This is a genomic window from Victivallis sp. Marseille-Q1083 (genome assembly GCF_903645315.1).
GTDB lineage: Bacteria > Verrucomicrobiota > Lentisphaeria > Victivallales > Victivallaceae > UMGS1518.
In genome coordinates this window covers 660944-682774 of record NZ_CAHJXL010000002.1, presented here as the reverse complement: position 1 = coordinate 682774, position 21831 = coordinate 660944, and the positions used below count along the sequence as shown (strand labels likewise).

Below are 21831 nucleotides of genomic sequence, written 5' to 3'. Positions count from 1 at the left end.
TTCTTATCTCCTTGACTTGGGTTGTTGATTAACTGGAACGTCTTAAAACCAGATTACTTTTAAACATCAAATTGATTTTTTTCTCTTTGCCGTTGATCAGATCAAGCAATCCGGAAGCGGCAGCCCGGCCGATTTCGAATTTCGTGAAATCGACGGTGCTCAACGGCGGATTGGTGAACTGACTGAAAGCGACATTATCGAAACCGAAAACCGCCAACTCATCGGGAATGTTGATCCCGGCCTCACCGGCGGCACAAAGAAAACCGGCGCCGAGGGTATCGTTTTCACAAAAAACACAGTCGATCGGTTTGCCGGTATTGCGTAATTTACGGAAAGCATTGTATCCGTCGGAAAACTGATAGCCGCCGACAACCCATTCCACCTCCTCGACACTACACTGCATACCGTCGAGAAATCCCTGCTCCTTGGAGGTGATGAAAGCGTCCCGCCACTTTTCCATATATTGCGAATTGTATTCGCCGAGCACGATGGCCGGGCGGACACGACCGGTCCGCCGGAAATATTCGCCCACCTGTTTAGCTCCGGCATAGACATCAAAACCGATGTTGCTGCCGTCATGCCGGTCAAGGTTGCCAATCGCCAGATTCGGCTTGCCCCAATAATCAATCTTCTCCTTGAGCTGCGGATAGAATTTGGTTCCGGTGAACCAGATGACCCCTTTGACATTGGCCGCCTTGAACACGTCGAAATAAAAACTGTCCAGCAGCGGTACCGACTCAAAGATGATGTGCGGCGAAGCGTTGATTCCCAGCGGCGTCAACACGTCCTGAATGCCGCGGAACACTTCGGAAAACAGGTAATCGCTGTACAATTCATTGACCGGCAAGGTATAAACCACCGCAATCAGATCCCCGACAAACGGGATGTTGTTCTCCGCCAAACGGCCGTTGGGGCGATAACCCAGCTCGGCGGCGCGGTTGAAGATCCGCTGCCGGGTTTCCTCTTTGACCCGGCCGCGGCCGCTGAACGCCCGCGATACCGTCGAATAAGAAATCCCGATCTCTCTGGCAAATTCCCGAATATCCATAATCCGCTTGCTGTCTCCGTAAATTTTAATTCCGTTAATAAGTATAGCAAAAAGAGCAACAAAAGTCAATAGGTAATCGAATTTATTTTTAATATTTTTAAAATTATATTGAAAACAAACAAGTTATAAATTTTAATTTGTGGAACTTGTTGCGCAAAAATCGCAATTCCGATCTTTTTTTCACCATTTTCCCCTTCCTAATCCTCCCGGAATCAAGGAAACCTGCTCCACGCCGGACATCCATTTTTCAATCGGCCGGCCGGCGGCGGAACGAGATCGGGACAGCCTGCTAATTCGAATTTGCATTTTCAACAAGCGATGCTACCTTGAATTCACGGAGTTGTCTTTTTCAAGACACCGGCGGCGTTGCCAGTACAAAAACAAACAACCTCGGGAATGATCGTATGCGGAAACATGGGATGATGGCGACAGTATTGTCCGGACTGCTGTTATGCAATCTGGGCGCCGAAGAAACGACGACCAAGTCGGTCGAATTGGTGCACGGCCCGGACCGGGTGAAACTGAACCTGGACAAGGCGGAAATCACCTACCAGGGCGAAAGCGGCACCAGAATATTGCAGGCCCACGCCTCCAACTTCCTGGACTGGGGCTATCACTGGCCGCAACCGGGCCCGATGATCGGCGAACCGGAATTAACCGCTACCGAAACGGAAAACACAATCACCGTCCGTTACGATGTGGAATTCGACCGGGAATTCGTCCTCACGGCGCGCGCCCGCCGGGGAGTGAACGGCATCGAAATCGACAGCGCGTTGTACAACCGCGGCCGCCATCCGAGGCGTGACCTGCTCTTCTGGGACTGGACGGAGCCGAACCGGAACTATCAGACCCGGGATGCGCAGACGGGCATCTGGAGCGGGACCGCCGCCAAGGCGGACCTCTATCTGCCGGCGGTCGTCGGCGACTTCGACGTGGACGGCTGGGTGCTGTTTCAGAATCCGCAGACGCCGGATGCCGCCGGTTTCGGGCTGCTGGCGACCGACAATGTGGCGCTGGCCGAAAAACCGGCTTCCTACCTGCCCCACAACGCCATGCTGACCGCCTCTCCCCGGGAACAGGTGCTTTTGCCGGGGGAAGCCGTCCGGGTCAACTTCGCGCTCTCCTCGCCGGCTGACGCCGGGACGGCGGCGGACTGGTATGCCGCGGCGGCCGCCCAGGGCAGTCCGGCCGTAACCAAAACCGCGCCGCCGTTGTCGTTCGACGGCATCGAATACGGCGTTCCGGCGCCGGAATGGCTGCGGCAGAGCGACAAATACTCGTTTCTGCCGGCCCAGCACCCCTGGCTGCCGAACCTGACGCAAATCACCCCGCCGGAGGTCCGGGACGTCTGGGGTACCAACCGGCTGCTTTCGCATGTTCCCGAAGACCTCGATCAGCGCAGCCGGCTGCGGGCCGGCGGGCTGCGCGGCATCATCTATTACAACTGGATGGAAATTTACGACACCACCCCCGACAATATTCACCGCTATTACGGCATGGATCACCATCCGGAGTGGAAGGCGCTGGACCAGGAAGGCCGGCCGGTCATCTCCGGCTGGGGCGTCAGCAACAACCTGTCGAATCTGTTCGCCACCTGCGTGCACCAGCGTTCCCTGCTGCACACCGCCGTCCGCCAGATGCGGGAGCTGATCGAGCAAAAACAGGCCGACGGCGTCTTTATCGACAACGCCTTCAACCTGACCTTCTGCCAGGGCGATAAGTTCGGCCACCGGCATGTGCCCGGCAAGAACGACAACGAACTGTACATGGAACTGCTGCAGGCGGTGTACAACACCGTCAAAAGCTACGGCGACGACTACCTGGTCATGCAGAACAACGGCAATTCGCCCGCCCAGTGGAGTTTCACCGATTCCGGCATGGCCGAGGAAACGGTCGAATACGTCGACTGGGATACGCTGGAATACAAAGGCGTCTGGGCGGCTGAAGCGGCCCGGCGCGGCAAGGTGCCGGTGACATTGAGTTATCTGAATTATTTCTACGATCCGGCGGCCCGCGAATACGTCGGCGGCGACGGCACGCCGGAACAGGTGGTCAGGACGGCCCGTTTCGCCTACGCCTATTGCCGGTTGTTCGACCTGCTGTGGTCGGACGGCGGAACCCTTCTCGCACGCGAAGACCTCTACCCGTGGTCGAAGAAATTTTACGGCATCGAATTCCTCAAGCCGCTGGGCGACCGCCGGGTGGCCGGCGCCGTCAATTACCGGCTGTTCGACAACGGCGCGGTCATCCTCAACAGCGACCGCCGGCATCCGGCCGAAGCAACCATACCGCTGCCGCGCTCCGGACGGCTGCAAGCACCCCTGACGCTGCCGGGCGAAGAAAATTCGTTTCAGACCGACGAACAGGGCAAGCTGACAGTGAAACTGCCGCCCTACGGCAGCCTGATGCTGCTCTGGGCGGACGAAAACTAGACCGACCGTCACCGGAGACGGCCCGGCGGTATTCTTCAACCGCCGGATCGCAGACTCCGCACCGCGGTGCGGAGTTCATTTTTCTCAAGCGCCGGTCTTTCCGGCATCCTCGCCCTTCCAGCGCCGGCCGGCTTTTCCATCCCGCCCAGCGCAATGGATACACCGGACCGCCTTCAAGCCGTCTTCGAAAAAAGCTGGATAAGCCGCAATCCCGCCGCCGGCCCCTTCCCGCGTCCGACCGGTCATACTTCGTTATGCTGTCGCCAATCATTTCCCGCCCGAATTGACCGGAGCCTTGCCGGCCTCCGATCCCGTATGGACCTTCGTTATCCTGCTTCGCCGCAACGATTCCTGACAAAAAAACGGAAATTTATCCGTCGGGGGATTGACTTTTCAAAAAATTTTTGATATAATAATAATGTAATGATAATCAAATAATGAAAGAATCATGATGTTGATGGTCAAATCCCAAACCATGTTGTACAAAGTCGTCTATGACGATTTGCGCCAGCGGATCCGCAGCGGCGAACTGCCGATCGGCAGCCGGATTCCGCCGGAAAATGAATTGACCCGTCATTACAAGGCTTCCACTTCAACGGTCCGCCGGGCCGTCCAACTGCTCTGCGACGAAGGGTTGCTGTGCAAACGCCGGCCGCTCGGCACTTTCGTCATCGGCTGCGTGCGCGATTCCCAGCCCCGCGCCTTCCCCGGCACGCCGCCGGAACGGAGCTGCCGGATCGCCGTCGTCGTCCCGGACATCCGGGCGATGCTGCCGGAAGGCGACCACCAGCACTGGCAACTGTATCTGCGGCGGCTGAAAGGCATTTTCGCAGCGGCGGCGGCGCACAATGTCACCGTATTGCTGCACGATCTCGGCGAACACTGCCGCTGGGACGACTACGACGGCCTGATCATCATCCGCTGGGGGGACCTGTACAATCCGGAACCGTTCAATACGATTGCCCGGCAATTGAACGCCCGGCGGATTCCCTTTGTCGTCATCTCCGATTACTACTTCGAATTCAGTGCCAGATGGTGGCTGGCGGACAACGTGGAGCTGGAATTTTTCCGGGCCTTTCAGTTCCTGGCCGAAAACGGCGCCAGACGGCTGCTCTATGTCGGTCCGCTGGAATGGGAACAAAATCCGCGGCTTTCGGCCCTGAAGCGCGGCGCCCGATTGTTCGGTTACCAATATGCCCTGCTGGGGGTCGAAAATCCGGACAAACCGCGCGCCTGCCGGGCGATCGCCGATTACTGCGCCGGCGATGTCGGGAAACTCGAAGCATTCGACACCATCTTCTGCTCCACCGACCTCCAGGCTCTCGGCGTCATGCAGTTCCTGCTGGAAAATGGCGTGAATATCCCCGGCGACGTCAATTTGATGGGCTGCGACAATATCGCCGAAGCCGAAACGGCGCCGGTGCCCTTGACCACCTTTGAATTTTCCGGCGCGTACGCCGGAGAACTGGCGCTGGAGCTGATGCTGAAGGCCATCGCCAATCCCGGCAGCAGCGGCGAGATGGTTTCCGGCCGCGGCCGGATTCTGCGGCGCGACAGCGTGAAACTGCTGGCGGAACCGCAACAGTTTCAGAAGATCGCCAACGACAGTTGAACCGGCCGCGGAGGATCCGGGCGTAGTCCCCGGCCGACCGGCCAAACAATATTTTTCTGAAAAAAAACCGCCGGGGATTGACTTTTCAAAGATTTTTTGATATTATTCCTATAATGATAACAAAGTTTAAACATATCATAAGAGATGTTGATACCGTCAGGCGGAGAGGTCGCAACCCGGAAACAAACCATAACAATACCATTGAACAACGGAAAGGGAAATTGTCATGAGAAAGAATTTTACACTAATTGAATTGCTGGTAGTGATCGCTATCATAGCCATTCTAGCCAGCATGCTGCTGCCGGCACTCGGCAAAGCCAAAGCCCAGGCGCAGTCGATCAAATGTATCAGCAACCTGAAACAACTGGGCATCGCATCGACGTTGTATATGTCCGATTTCGGCGACTGGGTGCCGTCCACCTACATGAGCGGCTGGGTTCCCTATTCCCGCGCATTCATGGAAGCCGGTTACTGCACCTGGCAGAGTTTCCTCTGCCCCACCGGCCGGTCGACGGCCAGGAATTACGACGATGTCGCCTATAATTTGAAAACCGATTACGGCGTCAATGCCTCCAGTTTCGGCATTCAGCCGCGGGCGGAAGAGTGGGGCTGGAACGACTACCGGCAGCGCAAAGCGTCCGAATTCGACTCTTTCGGCCGCAATTCCCGGCTGATTTTCGTCGGCGACTCAATTTCCAATGAAGGCGACGCCGACGAATCCAACAAATACGGCGGCGACGGCAATCTGGTCCACTGCGACGCCGGAGTCGAACCGGGCCTGCGCCACGGCTGGTACTGGCCGCTGCACATGCGGCACGGCAGCCGTACCAATGTACTGATGTTCGACACCCATGCCGAATCGCTGCCGGGCACTGTGGCGGCGATCCAGTACCGTTACTGGATGCCGTTCTGCTTCGGCGCCGACGGCGCGTTGACCGTCTACGACTGGGCGGAATAAACGGCGGGCCATCCGGCAAATGATCCGCCGCCGCGCTTCCCGCCGCGAAATATGGCGGGAAGCTACTTCAAATATTGAAAATTCAGGATAATTTCACGATGAAAAATTGGAAACAATGGCGGCAGCTGCCGGTGTTCGGCGGTTTGCTGCTGGGCTTCTGTTGCCTCCCGCCCGCCGCCGGCGCCGAACCGGCCGGCCAATTGCCGTACCGGGACGCCGGCCGGCCGGTTGACGAACGGGTCGACGATCTGCTGGCCCGGATGACGCTGGAAGAAAAAGTCGGTCAGTTGATGATGCTCAACGGCATCGACTGCATGGAGGAGGCGATTCGCGATATGCACGTCGGCACCTTCCTGAACATCAAAGGCGAAGAGGCGGACCGAACCATCCGGGAAGCGGACCGAACCCGGCTCGGCATTCCGGTACTGCTGGCAATCGATTCGGTACACGGCTATTCCTTCTGGCCGGGCGCCACCATCTTTCCCTCCCAGCTGGCGCTGTCCTGCAGTTGGAACCCGCAGCGGGCCAAAGAGATGGGCGAAGTCACCGCGGCGGAGATGTGCCACACTGGCGTGGTCTGGACGTTTGCGCCGGTCTTCTGTCTCGGCCGCGACCCGCGCTGGGGACGGCTGGGTGAAACGTTCGGCGAGGACCCCTACCTGCTCAGCGTTCTCGGCACCGCGATGATCGAAGGGCTGCAGGGGGAACGGCTGGACGACCCGGCCAAAGTGATCGCCTGCGCCAAGCATTACGTCGGTTACGGCGAAACCCAGGGCGGCCGCGACGCCGCCGAAGCGGATTTGTCCTACCGGAAACTGCAATCCTATTTTCTGCCGCCCTTCGAAGCGGCGGCCAAAGCCGGAGCGGCAACCTTCATGACTGCCTATCAGGCGATCGACGGCGTACCGATGACCGCCAACCGCCGGCTACTGCGCGAGGTGCTCAAAGGCGATTGGCAATTTCCCGGCGTCGTCGTCACCGATTGGAACAACGTCGGCACCCTGATTTCACTGCAGCGGATCTGCGACAATCTGACCGATGCCGCCGCCATCACTATCGCCGCCGGCAACGACATGAGCATGGCAACGCCGGAATTTTATCAGAGCTGCCTGGAGGCCGTCCGGTCCGGGCGCCTGGCGGAAGCGGATGTCGACGAAGCGGCGCGGCGGGTTCTGAAGCTCAAATTCGAGCTTGGATTGTTTGAAAATCCCCGCCGGCCGGACCTGGCCGCGGCGCAGGAAACGATCGGCTGCGCCGCCCATCGGGACCTGGCCCTGGATACCGCCCGCGAAGCGCTGGTCCTGCTGAAAAATGACGGCCTGCTGCCCTTGCAGCCGGAAGCCGTCAAAACGATCGCACTGGTCGGTCCGGCGGCGGACAGTCCGCTGGCCCTGAGCGGCGACTGGTCGGGAGAAACGCCGAACGGCTTCCATCCGCGCCGCTGTTTCGTCACGGTCAAGGATGCCTTGCCGCAACAGTTCAACGGCCGGATTCTTCACGCCCCCGGCGCACTGTTCAGCCTGAAAGCACCGGAATCGTCGACGCCGGCGGAAGCGGAACGGCGGCACAAGGAACTGGAAGCCCAGGCCGCCGCCGCACTGGACCAGGCCAAAACGGCGATGGCTGCGGCGGATCTGGTGGTGGTCGTCATCGGCGATTCCCCCGACTACTGGGGCGAATGGCACAGCACGGCGACGCTGGAACCGATGGGGTCCCAGCCGGAGCTGCTGCAAGCGGTGCTGGACAGCGGCAAGCCGTTCATCGTCGATGTCATGAGCAGCAAGCCGCTGCTGCTGCCCGAAGAGGTGCTGGCGCGGGCCTCCGGCGTATTCCAGCAGTTTTCCCCCGGCATGCTCGGCGGCCGGGCGTTGGCCGAAGCGCTGTTCGGCAAACTCAATCCCTCCGGCCGGTTGACCATCTCGGTGCCGCGCCATCCCGGCCAACTGCCGGTCTGGTACCAGCAGGTGCGCGGCAGCCACGGCCATTACGCCGACCTGACGGACGGCCCCCGCTATGTCTTCGGCGAAGGCCTCTCCTACAGTCCGATCGAATACGGCCAGGCCAGCCTGGACCGCGACAGTTACTGGCACGACGATACAATTCAACTGACAGTCACCGTGCGCAACACCGGCAAATCGGACGGCGTGGAAGTCATACAAGCCTATGTCAGCGATCTGGTTACCGGCACCACCTGGGCGGAACAGGAGTTGAAGGGCTTCGCCCGCGTCGCCGTTCCGGCCGGAGAAAGCCGGCAGGTCACCATTCCGATTGCGGTAAGCAGTTGTTCGATCGTCGACGACGCCGGCAACCGGGTGGTGGAACCCGGCGAATTCGAATTAAGAGTCGGCAAGTCCGCGGCGGACATCCAGCACCGGCTGCCCTTCAAAGTTCTGGAATGAAAAGGCTTGCCGGCCCGGACCAACGGATTGACTTTCCCGGCCGGGGAAAGTCAATCCAAATCGAATAAATCATCAGTATCGTCGCCCCACCAGCCGAGCTGATACTCCTCCCGGCACTGCAACGCGGTAAAACCGGCATGGTGCGGCTTGGCGAACTTGAGTCTCTCCAACAAGACATGGCCATCCACCCAGCCGACACTCGCCCTTCGCTGGTGCCGGAAATGGATGTCCGGCGATCCGTCCGGAGCCTGCGGACCGCTGATTTTCCAACTCGGCATCAAGACGCCCGACGCGGCAAGACCGGCCGCGTCGGCGAAAGCCGCCGTCGCCTCCGGCCGGGACACCCGGGACATTTTCACCGGCTCCGGCGGCTCCACGGAATCGTCCGAAGTGCCGAGGTACCGGGCATTGTAGCCATAACCGCCATTGTGGATATTATTGTTTTCATTCACAAAATCGGCCAGCCGGCAATCCGGGATTTCGTTTCCCCCGAAGTATTCGGTGAGCCCGCCCTGCAATTGAAAAGCATCGTTCTCCCGGCGGCCGCACCACAACTGAGTTTCATCGGCATCGGCACCCGGTACCAAATAACCGTCATAATCCTCTGCATACATGGCCAACGCCAGGCCAAGCTGTTTCAAATTATTGATGCACATTATTCTCTTTGCCATCTCTGCCGACGTCGCCCGCGATCGTGCCGACCAGAAATTCAACAGCATAAAGCACGCCTGTCCTAACAAACTTTTGAAAGGGTGAAAAAAGTGGAGCCAACTTGTCCGTAATAGTATATTACGGTTGCCTAAACCACAAGGAGGCTCCGTAATGAAGAATACATCAGTCAGTCTTTTTCGTCAAGTGTTGGATTTGATACCGAAGCGAGAATTTGAAGAAATAGTCATGAAACACAATGGAGACAAGCGAAAACAGTCCTTTGACAGTTGGGCACATTTTGTGTCGATGATCTTCTGCCAGTTGGCGCAGGCCAATAGTCTGCGAGAGATTTGCGGAGGTTTGAAAACCTGTGGAGGCAAATTGAATCATCTTGGAGTGGAATCCGCTCCAACCAAATCCAACTTGTCGTACGCCAATGCCCATCGCTCTCCGAAAATGTTCGGCGATATTTTCCATATGCTTCTGGGACACTGCCATGCAATTGCGCCACGGCATGAGTTTTCGTTTCCCAAGAAACTTTACAGTCTCGACGCAACGCTGATTGAGCTTTGCGTTAAAGTTTTTCCATGGGCAACCTATCGGCAAACCAAAGGGGCAATCAAGCTCAATATGCTGTTGGATCACGATGGTCATCTTCCCGTGTTCGTTGATTTCACCAATGGAGATGTTCATGAGGTAAACAGCGCCAGACGAATGGAACTCCCGCGTGACAGCATGGTGGTTTGTGATCGCGGATACGTTGATTTTTCCATGCTGTATAAATGGAATCTCTCCGGTGTGGATTTTGTCACGCGCCTCAAGACCAATACGACCTACGACATCCCGGAATACGATGTCAAGCAATATCCCGGAACCGTTTTGAGCGATGAAGTCATTTTTCTGCGTGGTTCGCAAGACAAATATCCGGAACGTCTCCGCAAAGTGGTCGTCTGCGATGTGGAAAACCATCGGACATTGACCTTGCTAACCAACAATTTTGAGCTGGACGCACAAACGATCGGCGACATCTATAAGGCTCGCTGGCAAATCGAAAGCTTTTTCAAGATGCTCAAGCAGAACTTCAAGATCAAAACGTTTATCGGCACCAGCGAAAATGCGGTTCGGATTCAAGTTTGGACAGCGCTTATCGCTATTTTGCTGACCAAGTACCTGAAGTTTTTGTCGAAAGCGCAATGGCATTTTTCAACCCTGGTCACTTTCCTGAAATGGAATCTATTTGTTTACCGCGACTTGCGCCAATGGCTGGATCAACCATTTACCAAACCACCGGAGCCGGAATCATTTCAACCAGAGTTCGCTTTTTAGGACAGCAGATTTACAACAAAGGGGGGCTACTTTTGAGAATTGGTGTGAAATAGATGAAAATGAGGGGGCGTAATCAGAAAATTACGCCATTTTGAAAATTGTTAGGACAGGTGTGGGTGACGAGGTACGATTCACAAACATCGTTTCACTTTTTTAAAGGCTTATCTTCCTGTCACGAGGCGGCACAAGAAAGCTCTCAAGGAAGAATTCGACAAATAACCGGCTCAATTCGATGCAGGCCTGACGTTCCATTCCGTTTTCGAATCGACACAAAGTGCACGGGGTGGCGAGTAACCGGTCACGACCGACAACGGTCTGAATCAACGGATCGCTTCGTAATTCATGATGGTCATTGAGATCTTCATTGCCCGCAACCAGCGCAAACACTCTTTGACGCAACATGTTAAAACAGTACTTGACTTTTCCGGATTGTCGAACATCAAAAGAATTCAACAATTTACCGGCGTGACGGGTCAAACCGAGCTTGCGATCAAATTCTTTTATAAAAAGCGGATCGCCATCGAAATTGAATTCTACTTTTCTGCTTTGCGGTCCTTGAAAGTTACAACTTGGAACACTACATTTTGTTACAGGCAAACCTTAACGTTATAATGTAATTTAAGTTATTGAAATATAATATATTAATTGATATTCTGCTTCTTTGTTCTGGAATAATTTATGCAATATTCAGGCTAATTTCGAATAAAGATTATTTTCTATCAAAGGAAGGTATGATGCAACGTGATTTTTGGAGTAGGTTTTATATTATTATAGTTGTTTCCTTTATGTTTTTTTCTTTAAAAGTCATAGCGAACGGGGATCTTCAGTTGAGTGAATTGAGATGCCATCGGGAAAATTCGGACGATGTGGTAATGATTGAGTTGGAAAATTGTGCGTCCGGCGCGTTGGATATCAGCGGCTACTGCCTAGTCGATTCCCGAGGCTTGACTTATACCTTTCCGGAGCAGACTAAAGTTTCGGCCGATGGCATCATAGTGGTGGTGATGGGTGATCCGGATGATGTCGATTGTCCAATGAATGAGAATGCTGTTTGGCTTTTCTGTGATGAGCCGTGGCGGGGAAATTTCTTAAAAAATCGTGGTTGGGAAGAATGTGCCCTTTATCGTTCCACAACAAAAACTGCCGCAGATTTAGTTGATTTTGTTCAATGGGGACATCGCTTATTTGCACCTGTGACAATTTCTGCTGCGGCAAAAGCATGGAAAGATGCACATCATGATGGATATTTTTTATGTACATTTTGCATTTTGGATGGTGATCAAGGGATTTCATACGAAGATACCTTGGCAACCTTACCCGGGGAAGAGTTTGAAGGAAATTACGCAAGGTGGTTTGGTTTGTCTCCGGAAGATTGCAGTTTGGGAGTTAAAAATTCCTGGCCGACTCCAGTTTTATTGAGCGGTGTCGGGGGGCAGTATCAAACGGCGAGGGAAGATGAGATTGAACGGGAACGCTATCGTTTGAGTTATTGTTGGCGTGGGTGGTTGGGAAAAAACGGTCAGTATCGTTTGCAAATCAGTCAGGACCCTAAATTCCAGATGATAGAGGCTGAAACTGTGGTAAAAGAGCCTCATTGTGAAGTGGAAGTCGGGAATGGTATTTTCTATGCCAGGGTGCGCTGGGAAAACGGTGAACAAATTGGCAAATGGGCTGTTGAGCACGAATATATGGTATTGGGATATTATTCCAGTCGTTTTGTGGAAGATTTATCGGAGAAAGAATGAAATTATGAAATGTCTTTATAATATTTTCTTGATATTTGTTACTTATTGGCTGAATGGCGCAGACGTTCGTTTCAGTGAAATTACCATAGGTCCCTTCGCCGAAGGGGAGACGGCTGAAGTTGAGTTACAGAATATTGGAGAAACAGCACAGGACCTTTCCGGCTGGAGTATCTGGGATGGTGAAGGACATTATTTAACGATTCCAGACGGAATCGTATTGGAAAGCGGAGAAGTATTGGCTTTTGAAATGCCGGTTGGAGCGTTATCGGATCGCCTTTTGGCGGAATGTGCGTTGTATTCAGGTACGGAGCGCTCCTTGACAACGTTGGAAGATTATGTACAATGGGGTCATCGTATTTATCAAAAGGGCCGGCAGCAGAGTCTGAATAAAAAGTTAGCTGTGGACAAAGGAATCTGGCAGGAACGATTGTTGGTATTTACAGTTTTTACCTATGAGGAAAAGAAGGGACGAAGTATTGAAGTTTTATGGGATGGCAATCGAGACCGTGTAACGGCTGGTGATATAGTTGTGGAAGATTTTAACCAATGGTTTCTTTGCCAGCCCGATGAAACCAGTTTGGGGCGAAAAAATGACTTGCCGCTTCCGCAATTGGAAGTAAGCTGTTACTATAATGGAGCTTCTGGAGTTCCTGAAGTGCTGATTAAGGTGTATGGTCTTTTGAATACGCAAGGAATATATCATATCCAAATTAGCAGAAATGAAGAATTTTCTGATCTAATTAAAGAAATCCGTTCGGACCAACATGGCTGGCAATTAAATTTAGTCGATGGGAAATACTATTTACGCGTTCGAAAGATTTCTTCGGATAAGGAAGGCGCCTGGACTGACACCAAAGGTTTTTTTGTAAATACACTTGCAAAAAGCGGAACGGTTGATTAATATGCAACAATAAGTTTATGGTCTTCGGGTATGGTGCCGTCGCGGATAGCTCATGAAATTTTAATGTGTCTTTTGAATATTGGGCGAAAAAGGCTGAGCGATAGGAAATGAGAAACAAATGAAGAAACATAACTATTGTTTGTTAATTCTATTTTTTTTTTGCGGTTGGGTGTTTGGAAGGCATGTTGAGATTCCGGATCTGCAATTGAGTGAGTTGAATTGTAATCAATATTCTCAGGATCAGCCGATCATGGTGGAACTGGAAAATTGTGCGCCAGTAGAATTGAATATCGGCGGCTATTGTCTGACCGATTCAGAGGGTTTGACTTATACCTTTCCGGATGAGACGAAAGTTTCGCCCGGCGGCCTCGTCGTGGTGGTGATGGGGGAGTCGGAAGAAGTCGATTTCCCAATGAATGAGGAAGCCATTTGGCTTTTCTGCACTGAACCGTGGCGGGATGACTTTCTGCAGAAGTGTGGTTGGGAAGAGTGTGCGTTGTTTCGTTCGACAGCTAAGATGCCTGATTCACTGATTGATTTTCTGCAATGGGGAAATGTCCACGGCCGACTCCGAGTCTTTTAAGAGGTATGGGGAATGGTCAGTATCAAACAAGTGATGAAGAAGAAATCCGCAAAGAACGTTATCGTTTGAGTTTTCGTTGGACGGGATGGCTGGGGCAAGATGGTTGTTACCGTCTACAGGTCAGTCAGGATCTGAAGTTCCAGACGATAGCCGGCCAAATGTGTGACTGAGGAGCCTCAAGGGAGTGTGGAAGTTGGGAATGGTTTTTTCTATGTCCGGGTACGCTGGGAGCATGGAACGCAAGTGGGGAAATGGGCAGTACAAAATCAATCTTCTGCTTTAGCCTGAATATTGCGTAAATTTTCAAAAACAAAGAGGCAGATTCTCGACTAATATATTATATTGTAATATTTTACGTGACAATATAACGCCGAGGTCTGCCAATGACAAAATGTAACGTTTCGATTCCGTTCTTTCAAGGTCCGAAAAGCAGAAAAATTGAATTCAATTTCGCCGGTGGAGATATCAGCAGTGACGGCGGGTTGCTTTTCGTGAAAGAATTCGACCGCAAACTCGGTTTGACCCGGCGCGCCGGTAAACTGCTGGATTCTTTTGATATTCGACAGCCCGGAAAAGTTGAACATTCCTATCTGAGCATGCTTCGTCAACGAGTTTTTGGTTTGGTTGCCGGCCATGAAGATCTCAATGACCATCATGAATTGCGAACTGATCCGCTGATTCAAACTGTTGCCGGTCGTGATCGTCAACTCGCCACTCCAAGCACTTTATGTCGATTCGAAAATGGAATCGATCGTCGTGCTTGCGTAGATTTGAGCCGATTGTTTGTCGAATTCTTTATCGAAAGTTTCTCCACGCCGCCTCGAGAATTGATTCTTGATTTCGATGCTACCGATGACCTCACTTACGGGATGCAGGAAAATCGCTTTTTTCATGGCTATTATGACCACTATTGCTTTTTGCCGTTGTATGTTTTCTGCGGGGATCAATTGCTTGTGGCTTATTTGCGTCCATCAAAAATTGATGCGGCCAAGCATGCTTGGGCGATTCTCTCGCTACTGGTAAAGCGCTTTCGGCAGAAATGGCCGAAGGTTAAGATTATTTTCCGGGGAGACAGTGGCTTTTGCCGGCAGAAAATGCTGAACTGGTGTGATAAAAATGAGGTCAAATATATTGTCGGATTGGCGAAAAATCCACGTTTGCTGGAATTATCAAAAGATCTTCAAGTGAAAGCGGAAGCACTTTACAACGAAACACATGAAAAAGCAAAACTGTTTACTCAGTTCGAATATGCGGCAGGAACTTGGAAATACCCGCGCCGGGTGATTGCCAAAGCGGAATTCAACTCCCCCGGACCGAATAATCGTTTTATCGTCACCAATCTTGATGATGATGGACAATATCTTTATGAAAAAGTCTATTGCGCCCGAGGTGAGATGGAAAACAGGATCAAGGAACAGCAGCTGGATCTTTTCGCTGATCGGACGAGCTGCCATGACTTTGCGGCAAATCAATTCCGGCTTCTGCTTTCAAGTTTGGCTTATATTCTCATGGAACGGTTTCGGGCATTGTTGTTGACAGGAACTCAATTTGCCGAGGCTACCTGCGGCAGCATTCGCTTATACCTGGTGAAAATCGGTGCCATTATTCGGCGGAATACCAGAAAAATTTATGTTGCTCTTTCAAGTGCTTGTCCAAATCAGGAACTCCTCCGCTTGATCGCTGCGAAAATCATCGCTTGGGAATAAAACCTTGGAGAGCTGTCCCCGGCTCGCCGAACAACAACGGGGGAAAGGGGGAATATGCTCAATTTGCAAAAAAACGACAATATCCGACTCTGAAAATAAAAACTTCCGAATCTTCTGAACATTTCTCGACGATTCGAAAGTTTCATGCAACATTCAGGTTAGTATATTATGTTGATTATGAAGTAGTGTCCAGTCAAATTTGAAAAGATGGATATAGTCGATGCAACTTTACTCGTGCATCCGTTGTTGAAAACTGCCAATTGATGGTTTTTGTTTTCTGGTTTCGCTCTTTCTCCCATGTATTCACCATGCTTCTCATTTCTTCTATGGAGGCGATTCTCTTTTTCAGACATTGTGCCGATACTACATTGAGTTCAATTTCCGCCATATTGAGCCACGAACCATGTTTTGGCGTGTAAACAAGCTCGAATTTATCCATTAAAGCCTTGGCTTTTTCTGGTGGAAACGTTTCGTACCATGATGCCGGTTTATGTGTGTTGAGGTTATCTTCAATTAAAATAATCTTCTCTGCATTCGGATAGGCCAAAGCTATTTTCTCAGTAAATATCGCCCAATCCTTTGCTGTTTTTGTCTGTGTCACATCTGCCATTCTCCACCCGCGCAACGGTTCGCTTGCCAACAAGACATTACATGTTCCCATGCGGCGATACTCATAGTCCACTCGTTTAGACTGCCCTGGACGCATAGGCTGTATTTCTCGCACTTCCTCAAGCAACTGGCGAGGCATCTCATCATAACAAACGACTGGGAATTTTTCGTCATAAGGCCGCTTGTAAATATCAAGCACTCGTTCCATATCTGCAACAAATGCCGCATTTTTCTGCGGCGGAATTACCCATTGCTCTTTTTGCCAAGGCTTGAGTTCGTTTTTTTAAGAACCTGCCGCACTGTTTCATGCGATACAGATTCAACATATTCCAGCTCCACCATTTTATCAGCAAGCAAGCGCAAGCTCCACTGCGAGTGTCCCGCTGGCGGTTCTCCGCAACTCAAGGCTATCAAATGTGCTTCAAAATCACCGTCTGTATGCTTGGTACGTCCTCCGCCATGCGGCAGATTGAACACTCCTCCCATTCCGTTTTCAAAGAAACGCTTACGAACTCGATGAACACGCAATTTACCGACCTTCAAGAAACCTCCGACAATTTCATCGGATTGTTTCTTGCCCTCGGATTCATCACAATTCAGCAATATCAAGGCATCCAATACCTGCCGGGCATTGCGCTTTCCGCTCGACACCATCTGATTCAGTTCCTGCTTTTCATCGTTCGTTAAACAAAACCGATATTTTGCATCTGCCATATCCAACCTCCATTGTTAAATCCATTGGAGATTAAGATAACACATAATTTTATCTTTTCAAATTTGACTGGACAGTAGAAGACTTATCAAAGAAAGAGTGAAGTCATGAAGTGGACTTATGGTATTTTATTGATGTTTGCCGTTTGCTGGTTGCCTGCTGCGGAAATCCGTTTCAGAGAACTGTCGATCGCTCCGTTTGTCAAAGGAGAAACCGCAAAAGTAGAATTTCAGAACCTCGGCCAAACGGAGCAGGCTCTTTCCGGCTGGAGTCTTTGGGATGGCCGCGGTCACTCCCTGGTCATTCCGGACGGGGTTATGCTGGCGGGCGGCGAAGTGCTGCCCCTGGAGTTGCCGTCCGGGATGCTGTCCGATCGTTTTCTGGAGGAGTGCGCCCTGTATTCCGCCGCCGGGCGTTCGTCGGCAACATTGGAGGCTTATGTCCAGTGGGGACATCGCATTTATCAGAAAGGGCGCAAACGGACTCTGAATAAGAATCTGATTGTTCTGCGTCAGTTTGACGAATCTGCAGGCGCCTGGCGAGTCTCTATCCTTGTCTTTGGTTTATTGAAGCCGGCCGGCGAATTTCAATATCAGCTCAGTAAAGCTCGGGATTTTTCTGCTTGGGAGGCAGAAAAAATTACTCAAAAGAGGCTTTGGTATCCCGAGGTGCCGAATGGGAAATACTATTACCGGGTGCGTGAAATTTCACCCGGCCGAGAAGGCCGCTGGAGCGATCCGCAACTCTTCAGGGTCAATCTGCCTGTTCCTTTAAAAAGCCGTCCCGGAATAATTTTCAGCCTTTCAAATACTAAAAAACCAGACTTCTGTGAAATATAATATATAAAAAACAATCGATAATTCATTGTCTTAGCCGTTCGGGGAATTCCCGGGCGGCAGATCATGCCGGGAAAGGGAGAAATATGATAATAAGACAGCCGTTCTTCGTAAAATTGCTGACCGCTATTTGGTTGCCGACGATTTTTTATGCCTCAGCGGGTGATATTCATCTGAGCGAAGTTGTCTTCTTTCCGCGAGGAGAACGTCCGGTGATAATTGAATTGGAAAATACTTCTTCCGCCCCTGTTGATCTGGCCGGTTACCTTCTGGTAGATCAAAACGACTTCACCTACGAATTTCCGGCATCGTCGGTGATAACCGGGAACGGGCTGGCAGTAGTGGTTTTCGGCTTTCCGGAAGAAGAGAAAGGTAATGATACGGTCTTGTGGCTTTATTGTACCCAGGACGGTTATGAGAAGGCGTTTCGAAATTGGACGGAACAAAGTTGTCGGTTATATTCGCCTTCGAGTACCGACCGGCAGCCGGGGGAGTTGATCGATCAGGTCTGTTGGATTGCCAAAAATAGCGATACCCCAGAGCCTTATTGTTTCAATATGCTCTTTCATGGATACTTTGTCGGCGGTAATCTGGCGCGTTATCGTAACCGGAAAACTGGGGAATATTCAAATTGGTATATGACTTCGGAAGAAGATCAGAGTATCGGGGAGACTAATCCAATTCCCCGTCCTCTATCTGTTAACCTGAATGTTGCATGAAACTTTCGAATCGTCGAGAAATGTTCAGAAGATTCGGAAGTTTTTATTTTCAGAGTCGGATATTGTCGTTTTTTTGCAAATTGAGCATATTCCCCCTTTCCCCCGTTGTTGTTCGGCGAGCCGGGGACAGCTCTCCAAGGTTTTATTCCCAAGCGATGATTTTCGCAGCGATCAAGCGGAGGAGTTCCTGATTTGGACAAGCACTTGAAAGAGCAACATAAATTTTTCTGGTATTCCGCCGAATAATGGCACCGATTTTCACCAGGTATAAGCGAATGCTGCCGCAGGTAGCCTCGGCAAATTGAGTTCCTGTCAACAACAATGCCCGAAACCGTTCCATGAGAATATAAGCCAAACTTGAAAGCAGAAGCCGGAATTGATTTGCCGCAAAGTCATGGCAGCTCGTCCGATCAGCGAAAAGATCCAGCTGCTGTTCCTTGATCCTGTTTTCCATCTCACCTCGGGCGCAATAGACTTTTTCATAAAGATATTGTCCATCATCATCAAGATTGGTGACGATAAAACGATTATTCGGTCCGGGGGAGTTGAATTCCGCTTTGGCAATCACCCGGCGCGGGTATTTCCAAGTTCCTGCCGCATATTCGAACTGAGTAAACAGTTTTGCTTTTTCATGTGTTTCGTTGTAAAGTGCTTCCGCTTTCACTTGAAGATCTTTTGATAATTCCAGCAAACGTGGATTTTTCGCCAATCCGACAATATATTTGACCTCATTTTTATCACACCAGTTCAGCATTTTCTGCCGACAAAAGCCACTGTCTCCCCGGAAAATAATCTTAACCTTCGGCCATTTCTGCCGAAAGCGCTTTACCAGTAGCGAGAGAATCGCCCAAGCATGCTTGGCCGCATCAATTTTTGATGGACGCAAATAAGCCACAAGCAATTGATCCCCGCAGAAAACATACAACGGCAAAAAGCAATAGTGGTCATAATAGCCATGAAAAAAGCGATTTTCCTGCATCCCGTAAGTGAGGTCATCGGTAGCATCGAAATCAAGAATCAATTCTCGAGGCGGCGTGGAAAAACTTTCGATAAAGAATTCGACAAACAATCGGCTCAAATCTACGCAAGCACGACGATCGATTCCATTTTCGAATCGACATAAAGTGCTTGGAGTGGCGAGTTGACGATCACGACCGACAACAGTTTGAATCAGCGGATCAGTTCGCAATTCATGATGGTCATTGAGATCTTCATGGCCGGCAACCAAACCAAAAACTCGTTGACGAAGCATGCTCAGATAGGAATGCTCAACTTTTCCGGGCTGTCGAAGATCAAAAGAATCCAGCAGGTTACCGGCGCGCCGGGTCAAACCGAGTTTGCGGTCGAATTCTTTCACAAAAAGCAACCCGCCGTCACTGCTGATATCTCCACCGGCGAAATTGAATTCAATTTTTCTGCTTTTCGGACCTTGAAAGACCGGAATCGAAACATTACATTTTGTCATTGGCAGACCTCGGCGTTATATTGTGATGTAAGATATTACAATATAATACGTTAGTCGAGAATCTGCCTCTTTGTTTTTGAAAATTTACGCAATATTCAGGTTAATTCTTTTAAAGGACAAAGTGTTTTAGTTTCACCATCAGAATTAGATCATGTGAGAATTACGATTCTTCTGAGGTGGAAATATGGTGCATTTAAATTGAAAGATGATGGTTTCTTCCGTTTACAAGTGGCAGAGGATCCATTATTTAAAAAAATAATGAAAGAGGAAAAAGTTAATATTCCCGAATATATTTTTAAAACTGCTCCGGTTTGCTTCTACTGGCGGGTGCGATATGAAAATGCGTCCGGCGTAAGCGAGTGGTCGAAAGCTGATTACTGGAATACTTCCGTATATTTGACGGATCATCCTGATTATATGGGCTATGAGGTGGAAAAATGAAGATAACGATTGGATTGTTGACTGTCCTTTGTTGCGCATGCTGTTTATTGGGAGAAGGTGTGCGTTTGAGTGAGATTACGTTGAAGCCGACTCTCGATGCCGGTCCGATGATGGTTGAGCTGCAGAATACCGCCAAAAGTGAGGTCGATATCAGCGGCTGGACGTTGTGGGATAGTGAGGAGCATTGTTACGAATTTCCTCCGGAAACCGTATTGTTGCCGGGAGAAACAGCTGTCGTTGTATTTGGAGAGCTCGAACAAAATATTTTGTCTCCGGAAAGTACAGGTAAGGTTCTGGTGTGTGACGCCCCCTGGGCTGCGGAAGCATTTCAAGATGACTGTCTGGAAGAATGTGCGTTGTATTCCAGTCGGGACCGTATGGGTGAATATCTGGAAGATTATATTCAGTGGGGGCATCGTGCATATTTAATGGATAAAGTTATTTCAGTAAGCAAACATCAGGCTTTGGAGAATGGAATATTCGAAGATGATGTAATGATATAGATTCGGCAATTAACATACGTGCAATATTTGCTTGATGGTGTATATTATCATCATGGAAACTCAAGATGCCCGAAAACTCGATAAGGTCGCTCTTGAAGAGCGGCGCAAGCAGGCCGTGAGATTGTATCAAAGCGGCAAATGTAATAATTGTACAGAAATCGGAAAAATCGTCGGAGCGCACCGCAACACGGTGGGCAAGTGGATAAGCAAGTGGAAAAAAAGCGGCTTGTCTGCTTTGAAAGTAAAGAAATGCGGTCGTCCAGTCGGCTTTGGACGCCGTCTGCTTCCGCATGAAGAGAGTAAGATACGGAAAGATTTGGTCGACCATTGTCCGGATCAGTTAAAATTGCCATTTGCGCTCTGGACTCGTCAGGCGGTACGGTTGCACATCAAGATTTCGTTTGGAATCGAAATACCAGTCCGAACCATGGGGGAGTACTTGAAACGCTGGGGATTTACGCCGCAAAAACCAGTTAAGAAAGCTTATCAGCGCAATGAGGCGCACGTTCAAAAATGGCTGATTGAGGAGTATCCCCGAATCAAAAAGCTGGCAAAATCAGAAGATGCGGATATCTTTTGGGGGGATGAAACAGGAATTCGCAATGACGAGGCTAAGGGCCGCAGTTATGCGCCGAAAGGCAACCCCCCGGTGCAAGCAGTCAATCCGGTACGCGAAAAAGTTAATATGATCAGCGCGATTACCAACCAGGGGAAAACTCATTTCATGTTTTACAGCGAAACGATGACGGCTCAACTCCTGATCCAATTCATGGAACGTCTGATTCGTCAAAATGAGCGGAAAGTGTATTTGATTCTGGATAACCTGCGGGTTCACCACAGCAAAACGTTGACTGGCTTTCTGCAGGAAAACGCGGCTTTCATCAAGTTATTTTTCTTGCCGAGCTACAGTCCCGACCTGAACCCGGATGAATATCTCAACCGCGACTTGAAATCAAATCTGAACAACAAGCCCTTGGGACGCGCCAAAGGAAAAATAACCGAACATGCCAAGCAACATATGGAAATGATAGCTGAACAACCGGAACGAATCAAGAAATTATTCCATTCCAAGACTGTTTTATATGCAAGTTAGTTAGTTGCCGGTACAATAAGAGAAGCTGTTGCAAGCAATAAGCTGAAAGAGGCAAAACAGAATTTTCTTCGTCAGAAACATTTAGTTCAAAC

General features: G+C 50.6%; 19 protein-coding genes. 14 read left to right on the top strand and 5 right to left on the bottom strand.

The genetic code is table 11. The features are described 5' to 3' along the window. Positions 1–28 precede the first annotated feature (28 nt). A complete protein-coding gene (locus tag HWX74_RS18825) occupies positions 29–1048 on the bottom strand; it encodes a LacI family DNA-binding transcriptional regulator (protein ID WP_176015093.1) in 1020 nt (339 codons plus the stop codon). A 419-nt stretch (positions 1049–1467) separates the two neighbouring features. On the opposite strand from HWX74_RS18825, the gene HWX74_RS18820 reads away from it, so the two are divergent. The 4 genes from HWX74_RS18820 (at position 1468) to HWX74_RS18805 (ending at position 8449) form a co-directional block, all read left to right on the top strand. Next, positions 1468–3480, top strand: coding sequence for a hypothetical protein (locus HWX74_RS18820; protein ID WP_176015092.1), 2013 nt, complete (start codon positions 1468–1470; stop codon positions 3478–3480). A gap of 448 nt (positions 3481–3928) precedes the next feature. Continuing rightward, the gene (locus HWX74_RS18815) at positions 3929–5092 is read left to right on the top strand and encodes a substrate-binding domain-containing protein (RefSeq protein ID WP_176015091.1); all 1164 of its coding nucleotides are present in this window, start codon (positions 3929–3931) and stop codon (positions 5090–5092) included. Positions 5093–5318: 226 nt separating this feature from the next. Beyond that, positions 5319–6050, top strand: coding sequence for a type II secretion system protein (locus HWX74_RS18810; RefSeq protein WP_176015090.1), 732 nt, complete (start codon positions 5319–5321; stop codon positions 6048–6050). 98 nt (positions 6051–6148) lie between these two features. Next, the gene (locus HWX74_RS18805) at positions 6149–8449 is read left to right on the top strand and encodes a glycoside hydrolase family 3 N-terminal domain-containing protein (RefSeq protein WP_176015089.1); all 2301 of its coding nucleotides are present in this window, start codon (positions 6149–6151) and stop codon (positions 8447–8449) included. A gap of 50 nt (positions 8450–8499) precedes the next feature. Here the strand turns inward: HWX74_RS18805 and HWX74_RS18800 are convergent, their stop codons facing one another. Next, positions 8500–9120 (bottom strand): DUF1559 domain-containing protein, encoded by a 621-nt coding sequence (locus HWX74_RS18800; protein WP_176015088.1) that lies wholly within the window; start codon positions 9118–9120, stop codon positions 8500–8502. A gap of 151 nt (positions 9121–9271) precedes the next feature. Between HWX74_RS18800 and HWX74_RS18795 the strand changes: the two genes are divergently transcribed. After that, on the top strand, positions 9272–10426 hold the full coding sequence (locus tag HWX74_RS18795) for an IS4 family transposase (protein ID WP_176014186.1): 1155 nt from the start codon (positions 9272–9274) through the stop codon (positions 10424–10426). Between the two features lie 153 nt (positions 10427–10579). Here the strand turns inward: HWX74_RS18795 and HWX74_RS18790 are convergent, their stop codons facing one another. Further along, positions 10580–11023: a transposase gene (locus HWX74_RS18790; protein WP_176015087.1), complete on the bottom strand. Its 444-nt coding sequence runs from the start codon at positions 11021–11023 to the stop codon at positions 10580–10582. 137 nt (positions 11024–11160) lie between these two features. Here HWX74_RS18790 and HWX74_RS18785 point away from each other — a divergent pair, with 137 nt between their 5' ends. The 4 genes from HWX74_RS18785 (at position 11161) to HWX74_RS18770 (ending at position 15361) form a co-directional block, all read left to right on the top strand. Continuing rightward, positions 11161–12171 (top strand): lamin tail domain-containing protein, encoded by a 1011-nt coding sequence (locus HWX74_RS18785; protein ID WP_217705030.1) that lies wholly within the window; start codon positions 11161–11163, stop codon positions 12169–12171. Positions 12172–12175: 4 nt separating this feature from the next. Continuing rightward, positions 12176–13072: a lamin tail domain-containing protein gene (locus tag HWX74_RS18780; protein WP_176015085.1), complete on the top strand. Its 897-nt coding sequence runs from the start codon at positions 12176–12178 to the stop codon at positions 13070–13072. A 118-nt stretch (positions 13073–13190) separates the two neighbouring features. Next, positions 13191–13655: a hypothetical protein gene (locus tag HWX74_RS18775; RefSeq protein ID WP_176015084.1), complete on the top strand. Its 465-nt coding sequence runs from the start codon at positions 13191–13193 to the stop codon at positions 13653–13655. Positions 13656–14038: 383 nt separating this feature from the next. Beyond that, positions 14039–15361: an IS1380 family transposase gene (locus HWX74_RS18770; RefSeq protein ID WP_176015083.1), complete on the top strand. Its 1323-nt coding sequence runs from the start codon at positions 14039–14041 to the stop codon at positions 15359–15361. A gap of 193 nt (positions 15362–15554) precedes the next feature. On the opposite strand, the gene HWX74_RS18765 is transcribed toward HWX74_RS18770, so the two are convergent. Continuing rightward, positions 15555–16684, bottom strand: a protein-coding gene (locus HWX74_RS18765) for an IS630 family transposase (RefSeq protein WP_176012156.1) whose coding sequence is annotated in 2 segments (ribosomal slippage) — positions 15555–16246 and positions 16246–16684 — 1131 coding nt in all. Because the reading frame shifts where the segments join, the coding sequence is not laid out codon by codon here. Positions 16685–16789: 105 nt separating this feature from the next. On the opposite strand from HWX74_RS18765, the gene HWX74_RS18760 reads away from it, so the two are divergent. After that, complete coding sequence (locus tag HWX74_RS18760) at positions 16790–17521, top strand: lamin tail domain-containing protein (RefSeq protein ID WP_176015082.1); 732 nt, start codon at positions 16790–16792, stop codon at positions 17519–17521. An 83-nt stretch (positions 17522–17604) separates the two neighbouring features. After that, positions 17605–18237 (top strand): lamin tail domain-containing protein, encoded by a 633-nt coding sequence (locus tag HWX74_RS18755; RefSeq protein ID WP_176015081.1) that lies wholly within the window; start codon positions 17605–17607, stop codon positions 18235–18237. A gap of 142 nt (positions 18238–18379) precedes the next feature. On the opposite strand, the gene HWX74_RS18750 is transcribed toward HWX74_RS18755, so the two are convergent. Further along, positions 18380–19702 (bottom strand): IS1380 family transposase, encoded by a 1323-nt coding sequence (locus tag HWX74_RS18750; protein ID WP_176011736.1) that lies wholly within the window; start codon positions 19700–19702, stop codon positions 18380–18382. Between the two features lie 153 nt (positions 19703–19855). On the opposite strand from HWX74_RS18750, the gene HWX74_RS18745 reads away from it, so the two are divergent. From HWX74_RS18745 to HWX74_RS18735, 3 genes are read left to right on the top strand one after another with little or no spacing between them, the layout of a single operon-like run. Beyond that, positions 19856–20143 carry a hypothetical protein gene (locus HWX74_RS18745; protein ID WP_176015080.1) on the top strand — a complete coding sequence of 96 codons (288 nt, stop codon included), beginning with the start codon at positions 19856–19858 and terminating at the stop codon, positions 20141–20143. Beyond that, a complete protein-coding gene (locus tag HWX74_RS18740; RefSeq protein ID WP_176015079.1) occupies positions 20140–20646 on the top strand; it encodes a lamin tail domain-containing protein in 507 nt (168 codons plus the stop codon). The genes HWX74_RS18745 and HWX74_RS18740 overlap by 4 nt, the downstream gene beginning before the upstream one ends. A gap of 52 nt (positions 20647–20698) precedes the next feature. Beyond that, a complete protein-coding gene (locus HWX74_RS18735; protein ID WP_176012804.1) occupies positions 20699–21739 on the top strand; it encodes an IS630 family transposase in 1041 nt (346 codons plus the stop codon). The last annotated feature ends 92 nt before the right edge of the window (positions 21740–21831 follow it).